Consider the following 23141-nt stretch of genomic DNA (forward strand, 5'->3'; position numbering starts at 1 on the left):
TTCGTGAGCGACACCACCGATCTGATGGGCGTGAGTGCCGACAACAATGTCGACACCTCCGCGCCCGCCGAAGGTGCTGCCTCCGGCACCACCTCACGGCGCCGCCGTTCCGGCACCGGCCTAGAGGGCATGGTCCTGGCCGAGCTGCAGCAGGTCGCGTCCGGCCTCGGCATCAGGGGCACTGCGCGCATGCGCAAGAGCCAGCTGATCGAGGTCATCAAGGAGGCGCAGGCCGGCGGCGGAGCGTCCACGGCCAAGCCGTCGACAGCGCCCGCCTCGAAGTCTGCCGACGAGGCCGAGGCCAAGCCGAAGCGCCGCGCCACCTCAAGGGCGCGTACGGCGGAAGCACCTGCCGCCGACGCAGCTCCCGCGGCCGAGAAGGCCGCCACCCAGCAGCAGATCGACATCCCGGGTCAGCCGGCAAGCGACGACCAGCCGGTCGCCGAGCGCCGTCGTCGGCGTGCCACCGCGCAGGCGGGCAGCCCTGATGTCCAGAGCGACTCGCGTGCCGAGACGTCCGCCGAAGCGAAGGACGTCAAGGCCGAGCCGCAGGGCGACGCCAAGGCGGAGTCCGCGGTCGGCGCGTCCGCGCAGGACGGCGAGGGCCGGCGTGAGCGCGGTCAGCGTGGCGAACGCGGCGATCGCAGTGAGCGCGGCGAGCGTGGCGAACGCCGTGACCGTCAGCGCGACCGCCGCGGCAAGAGCGACGACCAGCAGCAGGGCGGTCAGCGCCAGCAGCAGCAGAGCCAGCAGCGCCAGGGCCCCAGCAGCCAGCCGCCGCAGGACGACTTCGACGAGGACGGCGGCGGTCGCCGCGGTCGTCGGGGTCGTTACCGCGACCGTCGTGGCCGTCGTGGTCGCGAGGAGTTCGTGACCAACGAGCCGCAGGTCGCCGACGACGACGTGCTGATCCCCGTCGCGGGCATCCTGGACATCCTCGACAACTACGCCTTCATCCGTACGTCGGGATATCTGCCGGGCCCCAACGACGTGTACGTCTCCCTCGCCCAGGTCCGTAAGAACGGCCTGCGCAAGGGCGACCACGTCACCGGCGCGGTCCGTCAGCCCAAGGATGGCGAGCGCCGCGAGAAGTTCAACGCGCTTGTCAGACTCGACTCCGTCAACGGCATGGCCCCCGAATCGGGCCGTGGCCGACCGGAGTTCAACAAGCTGACCCCGCTCTACCCGCAGGACCGGCTCCGTCTGGAGACCGACCCGGGCGTGCTGACCACGCGGATCATCGACCTCGTGTCGCCGATCGGCAAGGGCCAGCGCGGACTGATCGTGGCCCCGCCGAAGACCGGTAAGACCATGATCCTCCAGGCCATCGCCAACGCGATCACGGTCAACAGCCCCGAGTGCCATCTGATGGTCGTGCTCGTCGACGAGCGCCCTGAAGAAGTCACCGACATGCAGCGGTCGGTCAAGGGCGAGGTCATCTCCTCGACCTTCGACCGTCCGGCCGAGGACCACACCACCGTCGCCGAGTTGGCCATCGAGCGCGCCAAGCGTCTCGTCGAACTCGGTCACGACGTGGTCGTCCTGCTGGACTCGATCACCCGTCTGGGTCGTGCGTACAACCTCGCCGCCCCGGCCTCCGGACGCATCTTGTCCGGTGGTGTCGACTCCACCGCGCTCTACCCGCCGAAGCGGTTCTTCGGTGCGGCGCGCAACATCGAGGACGGCGGCTCGCTGACCATCCTGGCCACTGCGCTGGTCGACACCGGCTCGCGCATGGACGAGGTGATCTTCGAGGAGTTCAAGGGCACCGGCAACATGGAGCTCAAGCTCGACCGGAAGCTCTCCGACAAGCGCATCTTCCCGGCGGTGGACGTGGACGCGTCCAGCACCCGTAAGGAAGAGATCCTGCTCGGCAGCGACGAGTTGGCCGTTGTCTGGAAGCTGCGCCGGGTGCTGCACGCCCTCGACCAGCAGCAGGCGATCGAGCTGCTGCTGGACAAGATGAAGCAGACGAAGTCGAACGGTGAGTTCCTGCTCCAGATCCAGAAGACCACCCCGTCGGCCGGCAACAACGACTGACGTACGGTCAGCACGACCACCGCGGAACCGCCCCGTCACCCTTGAGGTGACGGGGCGGTCTCATTTCTGTGCGATAGCTGTACGGCGCTGGTCAATCAATACTCCCGACACATACGATCATCAGCCCAGGTGGGGGTTTCCAGGGGGGATTTCCTGGGGGAGTTCGCAGTGTCAGGAGAGGCCGGGGGGCCTCGACAACCAGACCTGCTTCGTACATTCTTCGACGCCCCACCACCTCGTGTTCACCGGCGGGCGCACGTGCGCCTCGCCCCATACAGACCCAAGGTGGTTAACCGAGTGCAGAAACGCACCCGTGGTGGTCGGCCGCAGCGCCGCATGAGACGTGAGATCCCGGCCTTGGCGACCGTTCTCGCCCTGGCCGGTACCGGCCTGTTGGCGACCAATGCGCAGGCAGTGGACAACAACCCGCCCACCAGCCCGGCGCCCCGCAGCGCCCTGCAGGCACCCGAGCCCTCCCAGAGTGAACTGCGCAAGCGCGTGGCCGCCGCACTGAAGGCCGACAAGGACGCCAAGACCCCCCGTACGGGGAAGAAGTCGGCCCCGAGCGCCCGCATCATCGGCGGCGGTACGACCACGATCGCCACCGCACCCTGGATGGCTCAGCTCTACTTCCAGGACCGCGCGGGCGACAACTACTTCTGCGGTGGTGTCGTGGTCTCCCCGTCGAAGATCGCCACCGCCGCACACTGCGTCGAAGGCATCGACTACGAGGCCACCGGAGCCGTCGTCACCGGCACCAACCACGTGCCCACCACCACCTCGTCCGGAGCGCTCAACCTCCATGGCGGCCAGCTGACCGGTGTGTACCGGCAGTGGCACCACGAGAAGTACAACGGCGGCACGTTGAACAACGACGTCGCCGTTTTGACCCTGAACAAGCCGGTCAAGGCCAAGCCGCTGCCGCTGGTCAGGCCGACGGACACCGCGCTCTACCAGGCGGGCACCGACGGCAAGGTCTACGGCTGGGGCCGCACCAGTTCCACCAACCCCAACAGCATGTCCGACGTGCTGAAGCGGGCGGACGCCGACATCGTCTCCGACACCGCCTGCCGCGCCGCCTACGGTCCCGAGTACGGCACCGGCTTCATCGCCGGCACCATGCTCTGCGCGGGCAAGGCGCCGACCGGAAGCAACAGCACCTCCGAGACCACCTGCAACGGTGACTCCGGTGGCCCGCTGGTGGTCGGCGGCCGACTCGCCGGCATCGTCTCCTGGGGTGACACCAACTGCGCCAAGCGGGGCAAGTACGGGGTCTACGCCAAGGTCAGCGCCTTCCAGGGCGTCCTGCGCAACCGGATCAACGACACCAACTGGTCCGGCTTCGACCGCCGCGCCGACCTGTTCGGCCGCGCCGGCAAGACGCTGTACGCGTGGGAGTCCCGGGGCACGAGCATCACTCGCTCGGCCAACTACGGGGACTTCTCCGGAGTGAACCTGCTGCTGCAGGCGGACCTCAACCGCGACGACCGCCAGGACCTGCTCTACCGCCTGCCCAACGGCGATCTGTACTGGTCTTACAGCAACACCCTGGCCGACAAGAAGATCGCCTCCGGTTCGACCTGGAAGGGGTACAAGCAGATCCTCGTCCCCGGCGACCTGACCGGTGATGAACTGCCCGACCTGATGGCGGTCGACAGCGCCGGCAAGGCATACCTCCACGCGGGCAACGGCGCCGGCTCCTTCGGTACCCGTACGCTCATCGGCAGCGGCTGGAGCCAGTTCAGCATGGTCCGCGGCCACGGCGACTTCAACGGCGACGGACGCCCGGACGTCGTGACGCGTGCCGCGGGCGGCAAGATCTACCTGTACAAGGGCACCGGCAAGACGTCGGCACCGCTCAGCGCCCGCACCCTGCTGACGACGAACAGCAGCTTGAACGCCCTCGCGGTCACGGGTGATGTCAACGGTGACAGCCACGCCGACCTGTGGGCCCGCGACACGGCCGGGAAGCTCTGGCTCTACCCGGGCTCCGGCAAGTCCACGGGGGCCTTGGCCACCCGCAAGCAGTTCGGTGCCGGCTGGGGTTCGTACAACCTCTTCGGCTGACCGTCGTCAGCCCACCGGCAGTTCCCTGTGCCCACCGTGCCGCGCACGGTGGGCACAGCCCCTTTCTCAGGGAGTTCTCAGCCACTCGTGCAACCCTTGCGGTGCCCAGAGTGTCTCCCCAATGGCGGAGCAAAACTTGACAGGTCGGGCACGCTCGTCGTCGACAAGGGGGACGAGGGGCTAGTACGCAGCGGATGGGGAACCGGGGAAACATGGGAGACCAGAGCACAGGCCGAATATCGGGCGCGGGTGGTCGGCGGGACAGACCGCCGACCAAGGGGCGCAGACCCCTACGCATCGCGGCCTGGTCCATAGCCGCCGCCCTGCTCGTCGGCGGGATCACCAGCGGCTATGTGTACTTCAAGATCGACGGAAATCTCGAAGGCGTCGACATCAACGCCAAGCTCGGTGAGAACCGGCCCGAGAACATCGACAACGGCTCCATGGACATCCTCGTCCTCGGCTCCGACTCCCGCTCGGGGGACAACGCCAAGTACGGAGGCGCCGAAGGCGGCGCCCGCTCCGATACGGCCATGATCGTCCATCTGTACGAGGGCCATCAGAAGGCCAGTGTTGTCTCCATCCCGCGCGACACCCTCGTGGAACGCCCGGAGTGCACCGACAGTGACGGCAAGACCCTCCGCGGTCAGCAGCGCGCCATGTTCAACACCGCGTACGAGACCGGTGGACCCGCCTGTGCCGTCAAGACGGTCGAGCTGTTCTCCGGCATCCGCATGGACCACTACCTCGAAGTCGACTTCACCGGCTTCAAGAAGCTCATCGACGAACTCGGCGGGGTGAAGATCACCACCACCAAGCCGATCAAGGACGACGACAGCCATCTGGACCTGGAACCGGGCACCCACGTCCTCGACGGCGAGCAGTCGCTGGGCCTCGTACGGACCCGCAAGAGCGTCGGCGACGGCAGTGACCTCGGTCGCATCCAGCTCCAGCAGGCGTTTATGAAGGCATTCATCCAGCAGGCCAAGGACGTCGGAGTCCTGAGCAACCCCAAGAAGCTGCTCGACATCGCCGACACCGCCACCAAGGCGATCACCCCCGACTCCGAGCTGGACTCCGTCACCGAGCTCATGAGCTTCGCCCGCAGCCTCGGCGGGCTCGGCGCCGAGGACGTCCAGATGGTCACCATGCCGGTGGAATACGACCCGGTCGACCCCAACCGGGTGATACCGCTGAAGGCCGCCTCCCAGCAGGTCTGGAACGCCCTACGGCTGGACCAGCCGATCCCCGCCGCCGCCCTCAAGGAGTCCGCGGGCGACAAGAGCGACGCCGCCGACGTGGTCAGCGACACCGTCCCCGTACCGACCGATACGGCACCCAAACAGCACGGATGACCGCCCGGAGCGGTTGATTCCGTGACGGGGGAATACTTCCGCGACCACCCCGGTTTTGGGAGATACGGCCAGTCCTGGCAGACTGGTCTGTCGGCCCCGGTTCACGCATCGACAATCCGTCCCTGCGACCCGGAGCCCTCCCGAAACTAGGAGACACCTTGAAGCGCGACATCCACCCCGAGTACGTCGAGACCCAGGTCAGCTGTACCTGTGGCGCCTCGTTCACCACTCGTAGCACCATCGACAGCGGCACCATCCGTGCCGAGGTCTGCTCCGAGTGCCACCCGTTCTACACGGGCAAGCAGAAGATCCTCGACACTGGTGGCCGCGTGGCCCGCTTCGAGGCCCGCTTCGGCAAGGCTGCCGCAGCCGCCAAGAAGTAGCGAGTCACTTGCGCCGGTCCCCGGCCGCCCCCACTGCGCGGGCGGCTGGGACCGGCGCTTTGGCGTCCCTCAGGTATTCGTTTAGCAACCAGGAGCCCCCGATGTTCGAGGCGGTCGAGGAATTGATCGGCGAGCACGCCGATCTGGAGAAGAAGCTCGCCGACCCCGCGGTCCACGCCGACCAGGCGAACGCCCGCAAGCTCAACAAGCGCTACGCCGAGCTGACCCCGATCGTCGGCACCTACCGCTCCTGGAAGCAGACGGGGGAAGACATCGAGACGGCGCGCGAGTTCGCCGCGTCGGACCCCGACTTCGTCGCTGAGGTCAAGGAGCTGGAGAAGCAGCGCGACGAGCTGACCGAGAAGCTGCGGTTGCTGCTCGTACCGCGCGATCCCAGCGACGACAAGGACGTCATCCTGGAGGTCAAGGCCGGGGCGGGCGGCGATGAGTCTGCCCTCTTCGCCGGTGACCTGCTGCGGATGTACCTGCGCTACGCCGAGCGCGTGGGCTGGAAGACCGAGATCATCGACGCCACCGAATCCGAGCTCGGCGGCTACAAGGACGTCCAGGTCGCGGTGAAGACCAAGGGCGGCCAGGGTGCCACCGAACCCGGCCAGGGCGTCTGGGCACGGCTGAAGTACGAGGGCGGGGTGCACCGCGTGCAGCGGGTGCCGGCCACCGAGTCGCAGGGCCGCATCCACACCTCCGCGGCCGGCGTGCTCGTCACCCCCGAGGCCGAGGAGATCGAGGTGGAGATCAACCCCAACGATCTGCGCATCGATGTGTACCGCTCCTCAGGACCCGGCGGTCAGTCCGTCAACACCACCGACTCGGCCGTCCGCATCACGCACGTCCCCACCGGAGTCGTCGCTTCCTGCCAGAACGAGAAGAGTCAGCTCCAGAACAAGGAGCAGGCCCTGCGTATCCTGCGTTCCAGGCTGCTCGCCGCGGCGCAGGAGGAAGCGGAGAAGAACGCGGCGGACGCCCGTCGCAGCCAGGTCCGCACCGTGGACCGCTCCGAGAAGATCCGTACCTACAACTTCCCGGAGAACCGGATCTCGGACCACCGCGTCGGCTTCAAGTCGTACAACCTGGACCAGGTGCTCGACGGTGAACTCGACGCCGTGATCCAGGCGTGCGTCGACGCCGACTCCGCCGCAAAACTCGCCGCCGCCCAGTAATCCGCAGTAGACCCCGTACGAATCGGGTGGAGGACCAGTGAACCTGCTGCTTGCCGAGGTGGCCCAGGCCACCCAGCGGCTGGCCGACGCCGGCGTGCCGTCACCGCGCTTCGACGCGGAGGAGCTGGCCGCGTTCGTGCACGGCGTGAAGCGGGGAGAGCTGCACAGCGTCCAGGACTCCGACTTCGACGCCCGCTACTGGGAGGCGGTCGCGCGCCGTGAGGCCCGCGAACCGCTCCAGCACATCACCGGCCGCGCCTTCTTCCGCTATCTGGAACTCCAGGTCGGACCCGGTGTGTTCGTGCCCCGGCCGGAGACTGAATCCGTCGTCGGCTGGGCCATAGACGCCGTCCGGGCCATGGACGTCGTCGAACCGCTGATCGTGGACCTGTGCACGGGGTCGGGTGCCATCGCCCTCGCCATGGCCCAGGAGGTTCCGCGCTCCCGCGTCCACGCCGTGGAACTCTCCGACGATGCCCTCGGCTGGGCCCGCAAGAACGCCGACGGCTCCCGGGTCACCATCCATCAGGGCAATGCCCTCACCGCACTGCCCGAGCTCAACGGGCAGGTCGACCTCGTCATCTCCAACCCGCCGTACATTCCGCTCACCGAGTGGGAGTACGTGGCGCCCGAAGCCCGTGACCACGACCCCGAGATGGCGCTCTTCTCCGGTGAGGACGGGCTGGACACCATCCGAGGCATCGAGCGCACCGCGCACCGGCTGCTACGACCGGGCGGGCTCGTCGTGATCGAGCATGCGGACACCCAGGGCGGCCAGGTGCCCTGGATCTTCAACGAGGAGTCCGGCTGGGCGGACGCGGCCGACCACCCCGATCTCAACAACCGTCCGCGTTTCGCCACCGCCCGCAAGGCGACACCGTGACGACGACCGTGTACGTGTACGAGGAGGCCCCCTGATGGCTCGGCGATACGACTGCAACGAAGCCGACGAGCGTACGACCGGCCTGCGCGAGGCCGCGTCCGCCGTCCGCCGGGGCGAACTGGTCGTGCTGCCCACCGACACCGTCTACGGGCTCGGTGCCGACGCCTTCAGCTCCGAAGCCGTCGCCGAACTCCTGGATGCCAAGGGCCGGGGGCGCAACATGCCCACGCCCGTCCTCATCGGCTCACCGAACACCCTCCACGGCCTGGTCACCGACTTCTCCGAGGACGCCTGGGAGCTGGTCGACGCCTTCTGGCCGGGAGCCCTCACCCTGGTCGCGCGCCACCAGCCCTCCCTCCAGTGGGACCTGGGGGACACCCGGGGGACGGTCGCCATCCGGATGCCCCTGCACCCCGTCGCCATCGAGCTGCTCACCGAGGTCGGGCCCATGGCGGTGTCATCCGCCAACCTCACCGGTCACCCGGCGCCCGAGGACTGCGACGCAGCCCAGGGAATGCTCGGTGACTCCGTCTCCGTCTACCTCGACGGCGGCCCGACCCCCGGGATCGTGCCGTCCTCGATCGTCGACGTCACCGGCGACGTACCGGTTCTCCTCCGCGTCGGCGCACTCGACGCCGACGAGCTCCGGAAGGTCGTACCCGACCTTGAGGTGGCCCCTTGATCACCCCTGAGGGGCGTGGCATAGGTGCGAACGCCATCGGCGACACCTTCAGGATCCTCCACGTCAGCACGGGCAACGTCTGTCGCTCACCGATCACCGAGCGGCTCACCCGGCATGCCCTCAGCGACCGCCTCGGCGACCGTGTCCACATCCCCGCCACCGGCGCGCCCATCGGCGGCCTGATCGTCGAGAGCGCAGGCACCTGGGGACACGAAGGCGCCCCGATGGAGGCCAACGCCGAAGTGGTCCTCGCGGATTTCGGGGCGGACTCGACGGGCTTCACCGGCCGTGAACTGCTCGACGAACACGTGATCCGTGCTGACCTGGTGCTCACCGCGACCCGCGACCACCGGGCCCAGGTCATCTCGATGGGTCACTCGGCCGGATTGCGGACCTTCACCCTGAAGGAATTCACCCGTCTGGTGCGTGCGATCGACCCGACGACCCTGCCGGACCCCAAGGACGAAGGCGTCGTCGAACGTGCGCGGGCCCTGGTGCGCGCCGCCGCCGCGCTCCGTGGGTGGCTGCTGGCGCCGACCCCCGACGCGGACGAGGTGTACGACCCCTACGGTGCGCCGATCACGTTCTTCCGTTCGATCGGTGATGAGATCAACCAGGCGCTGGACCCGGTCCTGACCGCGCTCACCGGGATTCCGCCGCGCTGACCGGAGCAGGTGCGGATCTGCCACCCCGCACCCCGGCACCCCGCGGTCTACATTGGAGGGACACCCTCAGCGCGAAAAGCCAGGTCCGGAGCCCACGATGGCCGTCATCGCCGCACCCACCGCCACCCCCGCGGACTTCGACTCCCTCCTGCGCCAGGACCCTGAGGTCGCCGAGATCGTGCTGGGGGAGTCGGCCCGTCAGGGAGAGGGTCTCCAGCTGATCGCCGCAGAGAACTTCGTATCCCCCGCGGTGCTGGCCGCTCTCGGCTCCCCGCTGGTCAACAAGTACGCGGAGGGTTACCCGGGGGCCAGGCACCACGGCGGCTGTGAGTGGGTGGACGAGGCCGAGCGGTTGGCCGTGAGGCGCGCCGCCGCACTCTTCGGCGCCGAGCACGCGAACGTACAGCCGCACTCCGGTTCGTCCGCGGTGCTGGCCGCCTACGCCGCCCTGCTCGAACCGGGCGACACGGTCCTCGCGATGGGGCTGTCCGCAGGTGGGCATCTGACCCACGGCTCACCGGCGAACCTCTCCGGGCGTTGGTTCGACTTCGTCGGCTACGGCGTCGACGGGCAGACGGGTCTGATCGACTACGACCGGGTCCGTGCGCTGGCGCGCGAGCACCGCCCGCGGGCCGTCGTGTGCGGCTCGATCTCGTATCCCCGGCACCCGGACTACGCCCTGTTCCGGGAGATCGCCGACGAGGTCGACGCCTATCTGATCGTGGATGCCTCCCACCCCATGGGGTTGATCGCGGGCGGGGCGGCGCCGAATCCCGTTCCGTACGCGGACGTCGTCTGTGCGACCACCCACAAGGTGCTCCGCGGGCCGCGCGGCGGAATGATCCTGTGCCACAGTGCGCTGGCCGAGCGGGTTGACCGTGCAGTGTTCCCCTTCACCCAGGGCGGGGCTCAGATGCACACCATCGCCGCGAAGGCGGTGGCGTTCGGAGAGGCCGCGACTCCGGCGTTCACCACCTACGCGCATCAGGTGGTGGCCAATGCCCGGGTGCTGGCCGCCGGTTTGGAGGCGGAGGGGTTCGGGGTGCTCACCGGCGGTACGGACACCCATCTGATCGGCGCCGACCCCACCCCGCTCGGTCGGGACGGGAGGGCGGCACGGGCGCACCTGGCGGCTGCCGGGCTGGTCCTGGACACCTGCGCACTGCCCCACGGCGGAGCTCGGGGCATCCGATTGGGCACCGCTGCGGTCACCACACAGGGCATGGGCGAGCAGGAGATGGCACGAATCGCCGCCCTGTTTGCGTTGGCTCTACGTGATGAAGGGGAGCAGTCGCGGAGAGTACGTACAGAAGTACGCGAGCTTGCGGGTAGATTTCCGCCTTATCGGGGGTAGCCGGAATCGAGTGCAACCATTGCCGGCCCCCCTGGTGTCCTCAAACAAGTGGCCACCACAGCTAGGGTGTGGGGCTGAGATGGCCAGCGATTCCTGTGGGGCAGCCCGTGCGTGATTATCTGCTGACGCTCTGTGTCACAGCCGCCGTGACGTATTTGCTCACCGGTCCGGTGCGCAAGTTCGCCATCGCGACCGGGGCGATGCCGGAGATCCGAGCACGTGACGTACACCGAGAACCGACACCGCGGCTCGGCGGCATCGCCATGTTCTTCGGCCTGTGCGCGGGCCTGTTGGTCGCCGACCACCTACAGAACCTGAACAGTGTCTTCGAGCTGTCGAACGAACCGCGGGCGTTGCTGTCCGGGGCCGCACTGATCTGGATCATCGGAGTCCTCGACGACAAGTTCGAGATCGACGCCCTGATCAAGTTGGGCGGTCAGATGATCGCCGCCGGTGTGATGGTCGTGCAGGGTCTGACGATCCTGTGGATTCCGGTACCCGGTGTGGGCACGGTCTCGCTGACGTCGTGGCAGGGCACCTTGCTGACGGTCGCGCTCGTCGTGATCAGTATCAATGCGGTGAACTTCGTCGACGGTCTCGACGGTCTGGCCGCCGGAATGGTGTGCCTGGCCGCGGCGGCCTTCTTCCTCTACGCGTACCGGATCTGGTTCAGCTACGGGATCGAGGCGGCGGCGCCGGCGACCCTCTTCACGGCGATCCTGATGGGCATGTGCCTGGGCTTCCTGCCCCACAACATGCACCCGGCGCGGATCTTCATGGGCGACTCGGGGTCGATGCTGATCGGTCTTGTGCTGTCGGCGGCGGCGATCTCGGTGACCGGCCAGGTGGACCCGGACGCCCTGAAGATCTTCTTCGAGGGCAGTACGCGCCAGGCCACACATGCGGCCCTGCCGGTCTTCATCCCCCTGCTGCTCCCGTTGACGATCATTGCCATTCCGGTCGCCGACCTGGTGCTCGCCATCGTGCGGCGCACCTGGAACGGGCAGTCGCCGTTCGCCGCCGACCGTGGGCACCTGCACCACCGGTTGCTCCAGATCGGGCACTCCCACAGCCGTGCGGTGCTCATCATGTACTTCTGGTCGGCTCTGATCGCCTTCGGTGTGGTCGGCTACTCGGTCAACTCGGCGTCGATGTGGATCGTGATGGTCATCGTCGCTCTGAGCACGCTCGGTCTGGTGCTGTTGTTGCTGCCGAGGTTCACTCCGCGTGCACCGCGATGGGCGGAGGCATTTGTTCCGCCCCGCTATCGGCGACGCAAGAAGGTGGCACAACCGCTTTCTCCTCGCCCCAACGGGACTTCGGGCCCCGATGCCCTTGACACAGATGAGACTCCTGTGACTGGAGAGGCCCCGGAAGAGTCTGCTCCGCTTCCTGTTGGCGTCAACGGGGCGACCGCCATGGGTGCCCGTTCGCGCATTTCCGACCATCGGAAGGCCGTGAGCCGCCGTTAGCAAAGCGCTCACTATCGCCCATTACCAGACGAACCAAAGGGCGGTCTATGCACACACGCGCAGGTTCGCTCTCATGTGTGATAGTTGGCACACGGTCGGGTAAAGACCTCTTCAAATAGTTTGTGATACGGTTCACGAGAACCGGCGACAGAGCCAAGGGACCGTAGTGCGACGGTCTGTTGGCCCCGAGGACCTGACTCGGACCCGGATTAGGCTCGTCCATGACGACACCACTGCCCCCACCAAGCAAGCGGAGCTGCCGCCATGCCGTCAAATGACGCACGCACCCTGATTCACACCGCCGTACCCACGGCTGCCGCGGGCGTTGTTGCCGTCGCGGTGAGCGCGGGCATCGCCGGTGGAAAGGGGGCGATCGGTGCGGCCATTGGCACCTTGGTGGTCATGCTCTTCATGGGCATGGGGCTCGTGGTGCTCCAGCGGACGGCGAGGTCCCTGCCGCACCTGTTCCAGGCCATGGGTCTGATGCTCTACACGGCACAGTTGTTGTTGCTCTTCATCTTCATGGCGGCGTTCAAGGACACCACGGCCTTCAACGCCAGGGCCATGGCCTTCACGCTGCTCGGAACGACCCTCGTCTGGGTCGCCGCACAGGCCCGTGCTTACATGAAGGCCAAGATCCTTTACGTGGAACCCGAGGGCACCAAGGCGCAGAAGCCCGAGAACGCAGGGTCGCCGACGTGAGAGGTAGGGGCGGTATAAAGACCGGTCCTGGTTCCTGCTATCGTCCGGTGCCAACTGCGGCTCTGCGGGCGCGGGCATCTGAGCTGACGCCTGCTCATTCGCGAGGCTCCTTGCCCGCCAGCCGCCCTCACATCCGTAACACCAGTCCAGTGCCGAACCGCGGCTGCGCGCCGCGCCGACACAACGAGGTTGCCGTACCTATGCGCCACGCTGAAGGAGCCCGCGGTGAGTGCTGACCCCCAGATGCTCGCCTTCGACCCCGATTGCCAGCTCTTTTCTGGGTGCGGGTTCCCAGCTCCGGGCCTGCACACCTTCCTCTACGAGCCGATCTTCACGGTGAGCGGCTTCGAGTTCACCAAGCCGATGTTGCTGGCCTTCATTAGCTCGTTCCTGGTCGTTGCCTTCTTCTGGGCCGCTTTCAGTAAGCCGAAGCTGGTTCCGGGCAAGCTCCAGATGATCGGTGAGGCGGGGTACGACTTCGTTCGCCGCGGCATCGTTTACGAGATCATCGGCAAGAAGGACGGCGAGAAGTACGTCCCGCTGATGGTGTCGCTGTTCTTCTTCATCTGGTTGATGAACCTCTGGTCGATCATTCCGCTCGCCCAGTTCCCGGTGACGTCGCTCATTGCTTTCCCGGCGGGTCTCGCCCTGATCGTGTACGTCCTGTGGGTCGGTCTGACCTTCAAGACCCACGGATTCGTCGGCGGCTGGAAGAACATCACCGGCTACGACAAGTCGCTCGGCCCGATCCTCCCGCTCGTCGTGGTCCTGGAGTTCTTCTCCAACCTGCTCATCCGCCCGTTCACGCATGCGGTCCGACTGTTCGCGAACATGTTCGCCGGCCACCTGCTGATCGTGATGTTCAGTCTCGCCACCTACTACCTGATGAGCGGCATCGGCTTTGCCTACGCCGGCACGTCCTTCGTGCTGGTCATGGTGATGATCGTCTTCGAGCTCTTCATCCAGGCAGTTCAGGCATACGTCTTCGTCCTGCTGGCCTCCAGCTACATCCAGGGCGCGCTCGCCAAGCACCACTGAGCCCACCTCGCCCGTCACTCCACCCCAGACGTCCGGTGGCCAACCCCCACCGGGTCCTTGAAAGAGAAGGAAGAACCGGCATGTCCGCTCTCCAGACCCTTGCCGCCGTCGAAGGAAACGTCGCCTCGATCGGCTACGGTCTCGCCGCCATCGGCCCCGGCGTCGGCGTCGGCATCATCTTCGGTAACGGTACCCAGGCCCTCGCCCGTCAGCCCGAAGCTGCCGGCCTGATCCGTACCAACCAGATCATGGGTTTCGCCTTCTGTGAGGCGCTCGCCCTCATTGGCATCGTCATGGGCTTCGTCTACTAGGACGCGGACCTGACAGCCAATATTTCACGGAAGGCACTGATGTGACTCAGTTCAATCTTGCGGCAGCGGGGGCGGAGCAGCCGCCGCTCATCCCGCACGCCGACGAGCTCATCATCGGCCTGATCGCGTTCGCCATCGTCTTCTTCTTCCTCGCCAAGAAGCTCCTCCCGAACATCAACAAGGTTCTGGAGCAGCGTCGGGAAGCCATCGAAGGCGGCATCGAGAAGGCTGACGCGGCGAAGACCGAGGCCGAGAGCGTACTTGAGCAGTACAAGGCCCAGCTCGCCGAGGCCCGCCACGAAGCCGCTCGGCTGCGCCAGGAGGCCACCGAGCAGGGCACCGCGATCATCCAGGAGATGAGGGCGGAAGGCCAGCGGCAGCGTGAGGACATCATCGCCGCAGGTCACGCCCAGATCGAGGCCGACCGCAAGGCCGCAGCCGCCGCGCTCCGTCAGGACGTCGGCAAGCTTGCGACCGATCTGGCCGGCAAGCTCGTCGGTGAGTCCCTTGAGGACAACGCCCGACAGAGCCGGACGATCGACCGCTTCCTCGACGAGCTGGAAGACGGCGCTGTGAAGGCAGAGGCCACCCGGTGAAGCCCCTGAACGGAGCGAGCCGTGAGGCCCTCGCCACTGCGCGTGAGTCGCTCGACGCACTGACGGACTCCACGTCCGTCGATGCCTCGACGCTCGCCGAGGGGCTGGCCTCCGTCACCGCGCTGCTCAACCGCGAGGTGTCGCTGCGTCGGGTCCTGACCGACCCGGCGCAGGCCGGCGAGGCCAAGGCCCAGCTGGTATCGCGCCTGCTCAGCGGGCAGGTCAGCGGTGAGACCGTTGATCTGGTCTCCGGTATGGTCCGCTCCCGCTGGTCCAGGTCACGCGACCTGGTCGACGCACTGGAAGAGCTGACGGCCACCGCCGATCTCAGCTCGGCCCAGCGCGCCGGGGTCCTGGACGACGTCGAGGACGAGCTGTTCCGCTTCGGCCGGATCGCGTACTCCAGCCCGAATCTGCGCGCCGCGCTGAGCGACAAGGCCGCCACCGCCACCGCCAAGGCCGGACTGCTGCGCAGTCTGCTGGGCGGCAAGGTGAACCCGGTCACCGAGCGACTGATCATCCGTCTGGTCACCGCACCGCGTGGACGTAGCCTGGAACAGGGACTCGACTCCCTGTCCAAGCTCGCTGCGTCGCGCAGGGAGCGGATGGTGGCGGTCATCACCTCGGCCGTACCGCTCACCGACGTCCAGAAGCAGCGCCTCGGCGGTGTTCTGGCCAGGGTCTACGGGCGCGAGATGCACCTGAACCTCGATGTGGACCCCGAGGTCCTCGGCGGGATCTCGGTGCGGGTCGGCGACGAGGTGATCGACGGGACCGTCGCGAGCCGTCTGGACGAGGCAACCCGTCGGATGGCCGGCTGACAGCCGTCACCAACTGAACAAGGCAGTAAGCGGCCCGGTTGGGCCGTGCAGAGATTGCAGAAGATTCCTGGGGGTCGCCCCCAGACCCCCTTAAGAAACTTCGGGCCCAACAAGGAGAGCAGGGAACCCAGATGGCGGAGCTCACGATCCGGCCGGAGGAGATCCGGGACGCGCTGGAGAACTTTGTCCAGGCGTACAAGCCGGACGCGGCCTCGCGCGAGGAGGTCGGTACGGTCAGCGTGGCCGGCGACGGTATCGCGAAGGTCGAGGGTCTCCCCTCGGCCATGGCGAACGAGCTGCTGAAGTTTGAGGACGGAACCCTCGGTCTCGCCCTCAACCTTGAGGAGCGCGAGATCGGTGCGATCGTCCTCGGCGAGTTCAGCGGAATCGAAGAGGGCCAGTCGGTCACCCGTACCGGCGAGGTTCTGTCCGTCGCCGTCGGCGAGGGCTACCTGGGCCGGGTCGTCGACCCGCTCGGCAACCCGATCGACGGTCTCGGCGAGATCGACACCGAGGGCCGCCGCGCCCTCGAACTTCAGGCACCCGGCGTCATGGTGCGTAAGTCGGTGCACGAGCCGATGCAGACCGGCTACAAGGCCGTCGACGCCATGGTGCCGATCGGCCGTGGTCAGCGTCAGCTGATCATCGGCGACCGCCAGACGGGCAAGACCGCCCTGGCTGTCGACACGATCATCAACCAGCGTGACAACTGGCGCACGGGCGACGTCAACAAGCAGGTGCGCTGCATCTACGTCGCCATCGGCCAGAAGGGCTCCACCATCGCGTCCGTGCGCGGCGCGCTGGAGGAGGCCGGCGCCCTGGAGTACACGACCATCGTCGCCGCCCCGGCGTCCGACCCGGCCGGCTTCAAGTACCTGGCGCCGTACACCGGTTCGGCCATCGGCCAGCACTGGATGTACCAGGGCAAGCACGTCCTGATCATCTTCGATGACCTGTCCAAGCAGGCCGACGCCTACCGCGCCGTGTCGCTGCTGCTGCGCCGCCCGCCGGGCCGTGAGGCGTACCCCGGTGACGTCTTCTACTTGCACTCGCGTCTGCTGGAGCGCTGCGCCAAGCTCTCCGACGCCATGGGTGCCGGTTCGATGACCGGTCTGCCGATCGTCGAGACCAAGGCCAACGACGTCTCGGCGTTCATCCCGACCAACGTCATCTCCATCACCGACGGCCAGTGCTTCCTGGAGTCCGACCTGTTCAACGCCGGCCAGCGTCCGGCTCTGAACGTCGGTATCTCGGTTTCCCGAGTCGGTGGCTCCGCCCAGCACAAGGCGATGCGACAGGTCTCCGGCCGACTGCGCGTCGACCTGGCCCAGTTCCGTGAGCTGGAGGCGTTCGCCGCCTTCGGTTCCGACCTGGACGCCGCGTCGAAGGCGCAGATGGAGCGCGGCAAGCGCATGGTCGAGCTGCTCAAGCAGGCTCAGTACCAGCCGATGCCCGTCGAGGAGCAGGTCGTCTCCGTCTGGGCCGGTACCACCGGCAAGATGGACGACGTCCCGGTCGAGGACATCCGTCGCTTCGAGAGCGAGCTGCTGGAGCACCTGCGCCGCGAGCACAAGGGGCTGCTGACCAGCATCGCCGAGGGCGCGAAGATGTCGGATGACACCATCCAGGCCATCGGCGATGCGATCGCCGCCTTCAAGCGCCAGTTCGAGACCTCGGACGGCAAGCTTCTGGGCGAAGACGCTCCGGTCAGCACCAGCAAGTGACGACGGAAGGGACCTGACTCATGGGAGCCCAGCTCCGGGTCTACAAGCGTCGCATCAAATCCGTCACCGCGACCAAGAAGATCACCAAGGCGATGGAGATGATCGCCGCCTCGCGCATCGTCAAGGCGCAGCGCCAGGTGACGGCCTCCACTCCGTACGCGACCGAGCTCACCCGCGCGGTGACTGCGGTGGCGACCGGGTCGAACACGAAGCACCCCCTCACCACCGAGGCCGAGAACCCGGTGCGGGCCGCTGTTCTGCTCATCACGAGCGACCGCGGCCTGGCCGGTGGCTACTCCGCCAACGCCATCAAGGCGGCGGAGCAGCTCACCACGCGCCTTCGGTCCGAGGGCAAGGAGGTCGACAGCTACATCGTCGGCCGCAAGGGTGTCTCGTACTACGGCTTCCGTGAGCGCAAGGTCGCGGAGTCGTGGACCGGTTTCACCGACAACCCGACCTACGCGGATGCCAAGAAGGTCGCGGGCCCGCTGATCGCGGCGGTCCAGAAGGACACGGCGGACGGTGGTGTGGACGAGCTCCACATCGTCTTCACCGAGTTCATCTCGATGTTGACGCAGACGCCGGTGCAGAACCGGCTGCTGCCGCTCAGCCTTGAGAAGGCCGTGGAGGAGAGCGGGACCAAGGGCGAGATCCTGCCCCTGTTCGACTTCGAGCCGTCGGCGGAGGACGTCCTTGACGCCCTGCTGCCGCGCTATGTCGAAAGCCGGATCTTCAATGCGCTGCTTCAGGCCGCTGCTTCCAAGCACGCTGCCACCCGCCGCGCGATGAAGTCGGCGACCGACAACGCCGGAGAGCTGATCAAGAGCCTCTCCCGGCTTGCCAACGCGGCCCGCCAGGCCGAAATCACCCAGGAAATCAGCGAGATCGTCGGTGGAGCCAGTGCCCTGGCCGACGCGACCGCGGGGAGTGACAAGTAATGACGACGACAGTTGAGACGGCCGTTGCCACGGGCCGCGTCGCCCGGGTCATCGGCCCGGTCGTCGACGTGGAATTCCCCGTCGACGCGATGCCGGAGATCTACAACGCGCTGACCGTCGAGGTGGCCGACCCGGCCGAGGACGGCAAGCTCAAGACCCTGACCCTTGAGGTCGCCCAGCACCTCGGTGAGGGCGTGGTCCGTGCGATCTCCATGCAGCCCACCGACGGTCTGGTCCGCCAGGCTGCGGTGACCAACTCGGGTGCGGGTATCACCGTTCCCGTCGGTGACTTCACCAAGGGCAAGGTGTTCAACACCCTCGGTGAGGTGCTGAACGTCCCGGAGGCGAACAGCGAGGTCACCGAGCGCTGGCCCATCCACCGCAAGGCCCCCAGCTTCGACCAGCTGGAGTCCAAGACGGAGATGTTCGAGACTGGTATCAAGGTCATCGACCTCCTCACCCCGTACGTCAAGGGTGGAAAGATCGGTCTGTTCGGTGGTGCCGGTGTCGGCAAGACCGTGCTGATCCAGGAAATGATCTACCGCGTCGCCAACAACCACGACGGTGTGTCGGTGTTCGCGGGCGTCGGTGAGCGCACCCGTGAGGGCAATGACCTCATCGACGAGATGAGCGAGTCGGGCGTCATCGACAAGACCGCCCTGGTCTTCGGTCAGATGGACGAGCCCCCGGGCACCCGTCTGCGCGTCGCCCTCGCGGGTCTGACCATGGCGGAGTACTTCCGCGATGTGCAGAAGCAGGACGTGCTCTTCTTCATCGACAACATCTTCCGGTACACCCAGGCCGGTTCCGAGGTGTCCACCCTGCTCGGCCGTATGCCGTCCGCGGTGGGTTACCAGCCGAACCTGGCGGACGAGATGGGCCTCCTCCAGGAGCGCATCACCTCGACCCGTGGTCACTCGATCACCTCGATGCAGGCGATCTACGTCCCCGCGGACGACCTGACCGACCCGGCGCCGGCCACCACCTTCGCCCACCTCGACGCGACGACGGTTCTCTCCCGTCCGATCTCCGAGAAGGGCATCTACCCGGCCGTGGACCCGCTGGACTCCACGTCCCGCATCCTGGACCCGCGCTACATCGCGCAGGAGCACTACGACGCCGCCACGCGGGTCAAGGGAATCCTGCAGAAGTACAAGGACCTCCAGGACATCATCGCGATCCTCGGTATCGACGAGCTGGGCGAGGAGGACAAGATCGCCGTCCACCGTGCCCGTCGGGTGGAGCGCTTCCTGTCCCAGAACACCCACGTCGCCAAGCAGTTCACCGGCGTCGATGGTTCGGACGTGCCGCTCGACGAGTCGATCGCCGCGTTCAACTCGATCTGTGACGGCGAGTACGACCACTTCCCCGAGCAGGCGTTCTTCATGTGCGGTGGCATTGAGGACCTCAAGGCCAACGCCAAGGAGCTGGGCGTCTCCTGAGTCTTTGACTCATGAAGGGGGGCGGGTCCGTCCCGTCCCCCTTCGCAAGCCCCATTAGACTTTGACCCAACACCCGGCATCTTCGCCGGGTGGTGACCCGAGGAGCCACCCTTGGCTGCTGAGCTGCATGTCGAGCTGGTCGCCGCCGACCGAAAGGTCTGGTCCGGCGAGGCCACCCTGGTCGTCGCGCGCACCACGTCCGGCGACATCGGCGTCATGCCCGGTCACCAGCCGCTGCTCGGTGTGCTGGAGTCGGGCCCGGTGACGATCCGTACCACCTCCGAGGAGGGGGGCGGGACCGTCGTCGCCGCTGTGCACGGCGGTTTCATCTCCTTCGCCGACAACAAGCTGTCGCTGCTGGCGGAGATCGCCGAGCTGGCTGACGAGATCGATGCCCAGCGCGCCGAGCGTGCGCTGGAGCGTGCCAAGTCGGAGGAGGACGCCGCCGCCGAGCGTCGTGCCGACATCCGACTGCGTGCGGTGGCGGTGCGCTGAGCACCCCGCCAACAGTCAAACCCTCAGCCGCGGCCCGGTCTGGACTCATCCAGACCGTGTCGCGGCTGAGGCGATGCAGGTGCATAGAGCAGTGCGTTTGGTTACGAGGACGAGCACGATGCGAGGAGGTGGGTGGAGATGTTCCTCGCAGTGCTGGTGAGCGTCCTGGCCGTCGTCACACTGGTGGGGATCGGCCTTTTCGTCTTCGGTCTGCGCCGACGACTGATCCAGCGTTCCGGCGGCACTTTCGACTGCAGCCTCCGGTGGAACCTCCCGGAGGAGCCCGATCTCTCGGGCAAGGGATGGGTGTACGGAGTCGCCCGCTACAGCGGGGACCGGATCATGTGGTTCCGGGTCTTCTCCTACGCCCCGCGTCCCCGTCGCACCCTGGAGCGTTCGGCGATCGAGGTCGTCGCCCGTCGCACTCCGGAGGGCGAGGAGGAGTTGGCGCTGCTCTCCGATGCGGTGGTGCTGGGGTGTCTGCATCGCGGAACCCGGCTGGAACTGGCGATGAGCGAGGACGCCCTGACCGGCTTTCTGGCCTGGTTGGAGGCGGCACCTCCCGGCCAGCGGGTGAACGTGGCCTGAGCCGTGTCCGGCACATTCCGCCCGACCTTCGGGAGGATGCCGCTCTCGTCAGACACCATCGAGGAGCTCTCGCGGTCTCGTCCGAGTGATGGGTGAATGCTGGAGAAGGGCGCTGTCCATGGGGCAGCGCCTTTGTTGTGCCCGGATTCCCCGGGCCAGGGGTGATGGTCGCCGGTCGTATCGCGGTGGGGAGCACTTCAGCGGGGTGGCCGGGAGGGCGACAGGAGAGCGGGTCCGTACCGGTGGTTGTATGCCGTACCGCTGGCGGGGCGTTTCCCCGGGGCCGCGGCGGGCTCGATGACAGGTCCATGCGGCGGCGCGGGGGAAGCGGGCAGCCGCATGCGCAGGTCCACAGCGGTGTTCGCGTTCGCCAGTGCTGCTCTGCGGGTGCTGCTCTGCGGTGATGTTCAGTGGTGCTGTTCAGTAGGCGGCACGGTCACCCCCCTGTCCGAGGGGCGCGGCACCGCTGGCTGTGCGGGCAGTGGGCGGGCGGGCATGCGGAAGGGGCCGGGGAGATGGTTCTCCCCGGCCCCTCCTGTGCGCTGAGTGCAGTGCTGGTTACCTACTGGGTCTTACTGGAGGCCGTTGTGCACGGCGGACGCGAGTTCACCGTTGGTGGTGTCTCCGCTGAACTCCCAGTAGAAGGCGCCACCCAGGTTCTGCTGCTTGGCCCACGCCATCTTGGAGCCGATGGTCGCCGGGGTGTCGTAGCTCCACCAGTTGGTGCCACAGTGGGCGTAGGCGGTGCCGCCGACGGTCCCGGTGGACGGGCAGGTGTTCTTGAGGACCTTGTAGTCCTCGTTGCCGGGCTCGTAGGTACCGGCAGCAGCGCCGGTGGCGGTGCCACCCGGTGCCGCCTGGGTCACTCCGGTCCAGCCGCGGCCGTAGAAGCCGACACCGAGCAGGATCTTGCTCGCCGGCACGCCCTTCGCCTTGAACTTGGCGATGGCCTCAGCCGAGGTGAACTTCGGCTTCGGGATGCCCGTGTACGCGGTCAGCGGGGAGTGCGGAGCCGTCGGGCCCTTTGCGTCCCAGGCGCCGAAGAAGTCGTACGTCATCACGTTGTACCAGTCGAGGTACTGAGCGGCGCCGCCGTAGTCGGCCGCGTCGATCTTGCCACCGTCAGACGCGTCGGCCGTGGTGGCCGCGGTGATCAGGTAGTTCGGGCCGAACTTCGCCCGCATGGCCTTCATCATGTTGGTGATCGATGCAGGGCCACTGGTGTCACAGGTCAGACCACAGGCGTTGGGGTACTCCCAGTCCAGGTCGATGCCGTCGAAGACACCGGCCCAGCGCGGGTCCTCAACGAGGTCGTAGCAGGACTGCGCGAACGCGGTCGGGTTGGCAACGGCCTGGCCGAAGCCGCCGGACCAGGTCCAACCACCGAACGAGTACAGAACCTTGATGTGCGGGTACTTCTTCTTCAGCTTGAGCAGCTGGTTGAAGCTACCGCGCAGGGGCTGGTCCCAGGTGTCAGCGACACCGTCGACCGACTTGTCCGCACCGTACGCCATGTCGTAGTCCGAGTAGGCGTCACCGATGGTGCAGCGACCGTTCTGGACGTTACCGAAGGCGTAGTTGATGTGGGTGATCTTCGACGCCGTGCCGGAGGTGTCCAGGTTCTTCACGAAGTAGTTGCGTCCGTAGACGCCCCAGTTGGTGAAGTAGCCCATCTTCTTCTTGGCGCCCGGGTCGATGACCCCGCCCTTGGTCGTCACCGAGAGGGCTCCGGACAGCGGACCGAGCTGGTCGATGCTGTCACGGGCCTGCACGGTGTACGAGTAGGTGGTGCCCTTGGTCAGACCCGTGTCCGTGTGGGTGAGGGAGGTCGTGGTGGCGACCTTGGCCCCGTCCCGGAAGACGTCGTAGTTCTTGACCTGCTTGTCGTCCGTGGCGGCGCCCCAGCTGATCTTCGCCTGGGTCTCCGTCACATCGGCGTCGCCAGCGGTGACGGTGCCGGGAGCGCTCGGGGGAGCGTCGCCGGGCGGGGTGCCGTCACAGGAAGCGCCGTTGATCTTACAGCCGGTCGGGGCACCGGTGCCCTGGCCGTTGAAGCCGAAGGTCACGGAAGCACCGGGGGCCAGGTTGTTGGCCCAGGGCTTGTTCTTCGCCGTCCAGTGGTTGCCGGCGCTTGTCACGTCGGCGTCCCAGGACGAGAGGACCTTGGTTCCGGTGGGGAAGTCCCACTCAAGGGTCCATCCATTGATGGCCGTGGTGCCGGTGTTCTTCACCGTCCACTTGCCCTCGAAGCCGCTGCCCCAGTCAGATCCCTTGACATAGCTCGCGGAGGCCGAGGTGGCGGCCTGTGCGGGGGATGCCATGGCGACCATTGCGGCCAGGGGCAGGGCGAGCGCGGTCAGACCCGCGACTATTCGTGATCTTTTAGACATACGTTTTCTCAAGC

Annotated in this window: 21 protein-coding genes; 20 read left to right on the forward strand and 1 reads right to left on the reverse strand. The window is 67.0% G+C overall.

Annotated elements, in window-relative coordinates:
* Positions 1 to 3: 3 nt before the first annotated feature.
* From rho to OID54_RS26330, 20 genes are all read left to right on the forward strand, one after another.
* The gene (gene rho, locus OID54_RS26235) at positions 4 to 2040 is read left to right on the forward strand and encodes a transcription termination factor Rho (protein ID WP_329023371.1); all 2037 of its coding nucleotides are present in this window, start codon (positions 4 to 6) and stop codon (positions 2038 to 2040) included.
* Positions 2041 to 2376: 336 nt separating this feature from the next.
* A complete protein-coding gene (locus OID54_RS26240) occupies positions 2377 to 4107 on the forward strand; it encodes a trypsin-like serine protease (protein ID WP_329023373.1) in 1731 nt (576 codons plus the stop codon).
* A gap of 212 nt (positions 4108 to 4319) precedes the next feature.
* On the forward strand, positions 4320 to 5462 hold the full coding sequence (locus OID54_RS26245) for an LCP family protein (protein WP_329023375.1): 1143 nt from the start codon (positions 4320 to 4322) through the stop codon (positions 5460 to 5462).
* A gap of 158 nt (positions 5463 to 5620) precedes the next feature.
* On the forward strand, positions 5621 to 5845 hold the full coding sequence (rpmE, locus tag OID54_RS26250; RefSeq protein ID WP_250918244.1) for a 50S ribosomal protein L31: 225 nt from the start codon (positions 5621 to 5623) through the stop codon (positions 5843 to 5845).
* A 101-nt stretch (positions 5846 to 5946) separates the two neighbouring features.
* The gene (gene prfA / locus OID54_RS26255; protein ID WP_329023377.1) at positions 5947 to 7026 is read left to right on the forward strand and encodes a peptide chain release factor 1; all 1080 of its coding nucleotides are present in this window, start codon (positions 5947 to 5949) and stop codon (positions 7024 to 7026) included.
* A 37-nt stretch (positions 7027 to 7063) separates the two neighbouring features.
* Positions 7064 to 7909: a peptide chain release factor N(5)-glutamine methyltransferase gene (gene prmC / locus OID54_RS26260; protein WP_329023378.1), complete on the forward strand. Its 846-nt coding sequence runs from the start codon at positions 7064 to 7066 to the stop codon at positions 7907 to 7909.
* A gap of 34 nt (positions 7910 to 7943) precedes the next feature.
* Complete coding sequence (locus OID54_RS26265) at positions 7944 to 8591, forward strand: L-threonylcarbamoyladenylate synthase (RefSeq protein ID WP_329023379.1); 648 nt, start codon at positions 7944 to 7946, stop codon at positions 8589 to 8591.
* Entirely contained in the window at positions 8588 to 9256 is a 669-nt protein-coding gene (locus OID54_RS26270) for an arsenate reductase/protein-tyrosine-phosphatase family protein (RefSeq protein WP_329023381.1), read from the forward strand. The genes OID54_RS26265 and OID54_RS26270 overlap by 4 nt, the downstream gene beginning before the upstream one ends.
* 97 nt (positions 9257 to 9353) lie before the next feature.
* The gene (gene glyA / locus OID54_RS26275; RefSeq protein WP_329023382.1) at positions 9354 to 10610 is read left to right on the forward strand and encodes a serine hydroxymethyltransferase; all 1257 of its coding nucleotides are present in this window, start codon (positions 9354 to 9356) and stop codon (positions 10608 to 10610) included.
* Between the two features lie 107 nt (positions 10611 to 10717).
* Positions 10718 to 12082 carry an MraY family glycosyltransferase gene (locus OID54_RS26280; RefSeq protein ID WP_329023383.1) on the forward strand — a complete coding sequence of 455 codons (1365 nt, stop codon included), beginning with the start codon at positions 10718 to 10720 and terminating at the stop codon, positions 12080 to 12082.
* Between the two features lie 264 nt (positions 12083 to 12346).
* Positions 12347 to 12784: a hypothetical protein gene (locus tag OID54_RS26285; RefSeq protein ID WP_329023384.1), complete on the forward strand. Its 438-nt coding sequence runs from the start codon at positions 12347 to 12349 to the stop codon at positions 12782 to 12784.
* Between the two features lie 225 nt (positions 12785 to 13009).
* Positions 13010 to 13822: a F0F1 ATP synthase subunit A gene (gene atpB, locus OID54_RS26290; RefSeq protein ID WP_329023386.1), complete on the forward strand. Its 813-nt coding sequence runs from the start codon at positions 13010 to 13012 to the stop codon at positions 13820 to 13822.
* 80 nt (positions 13823 to 13902) lie between these two features.
* Positions 13903 to 14133 carry an ATP synthase F0 subunit C gene (gene atpE, locus OID54_RS26295; RefSeq protein WP_137993321.1) on the forward strand — a complete coding sequence of 77 codons (231 nt, stop codon included), beginning with the start codon at positions 13903 to 13905 and terminating at the stop codon, positions 14131 to 14133.
* Between the two features lie 41 nt (positions 14134 to 14174).
* A complete protein-coding gene (locus OID54_RS26300; RefSeq protein ID WP_329023388.1) occupies positions 14175 to 14729 on the forward strand; it encodes a F0F1 ATP synthase subunit B in 555 nt (184 codons plus the stop codon).
* 5 nt (positions 14730 to 14734) lie between these two features.
* Positions 14735 to 15550 carry a F0F1 ATP synthase subunit delta gene (locus OID54_RS26305; RefSeq protein ID WP_329027799.1) on the forward strand — a complete coding sequence of 272 codons (816 nt, stop codon included), beginning with the start codon at positions 14735 to 14737 and terminating at the stop codon, positions 15548 to 15550.
* A gap of 131 nt (positions 15551 to 15681) precedes the next feature.
* Positions 15682 to 17274: a F0F1 ATP synthase subunit alpha gene (atpA, locus tag OID54_RS26310; RefSeq protein WP_329023389.1), complete on the forward strand. Its 1593-nt coding sequence runs from the start codon at positions 15682 to 15684 to the stop codon at positions 17272 to 17274.
* A gap of 20 nt (positions 17275 to 17294) precedes the next feature.
* Complete coding sequence (locus OID54_RS26315) at positions 17295 to 18212, forward strand: F0F1 ATP synthase subunit gamma (protein WP_329023392.1); 918 nt, start codon at positions 17295 to 17297, stop codon at positions 18210 to 18212.
* Positions 18212 to 19654 (forward strand): F0F1 ATP synthase subunit beta, encoded by a 1443-nt coding sequence (atpD, locus tag OID54_RS26320; RefSeq protein ID WP_329023394.1) that lies wholly within the window; start codon positions 18212 to 18214, stop codon positions 19652 to 19654. The genes OID54_RS26315 and atpD overlap by 1 nt, the downstream gene beginning before the upstream one ends.
* Positions 19655 to 19765: 111 nt before the next feature.
* Positions 19766 to 20149 carry a F0F1 ATP synthase subunit epsilon gene (locus OID54_RS26325; RefSeq protein WP_329023395.1) on the forward strand — a complete coding sequence of 128 codons (384 nt, stop codon included), beginning with the start codon at positions 19766 to 19768 and terminating at the stop codon, positions 20147 to 20149.
* 138 nt (positions 20150 to 20287) lie between these two features.
* On the forward strand, positions 20288 to 20737 hold the full coding sequence (locus OID54_RS26330) for a DUF2550 domain-containing protein (RefSeq protein ID WP_329023397.1): 450 nt from the start codon (positions 20288 to 20290) through the stop codon (positions 20735 to 20737).
* Positions 20738 to 21309: 572 nt separating this feature from the next.
* Here OID54_RS26330 and OID54_RS26335 read toward each other — a convergent pair.
* Positions 21310 to 23127 (reverse strand): glycoside hydrolase family 18 chitinase, encoded by a 1818-nt coding sequence (locus OID54_RS26335; protein WP_329023399.1) that lies wholly within the window; start codon positions 23125 to 23127, stop codon positions 21310 to 21312.
* Between the last annotated feature and the right edge of the window lie 14 nt (positions 23128 to 23141).

It is taken from the genome of Streptomyces sp. NBC_00690 (assembly GCF_036226685.1).
Lineage (GTDB): Bacteria > Actinomycetota > Actinomycetes > Streptomycetales > Streptomycetaceae > Streptomyces.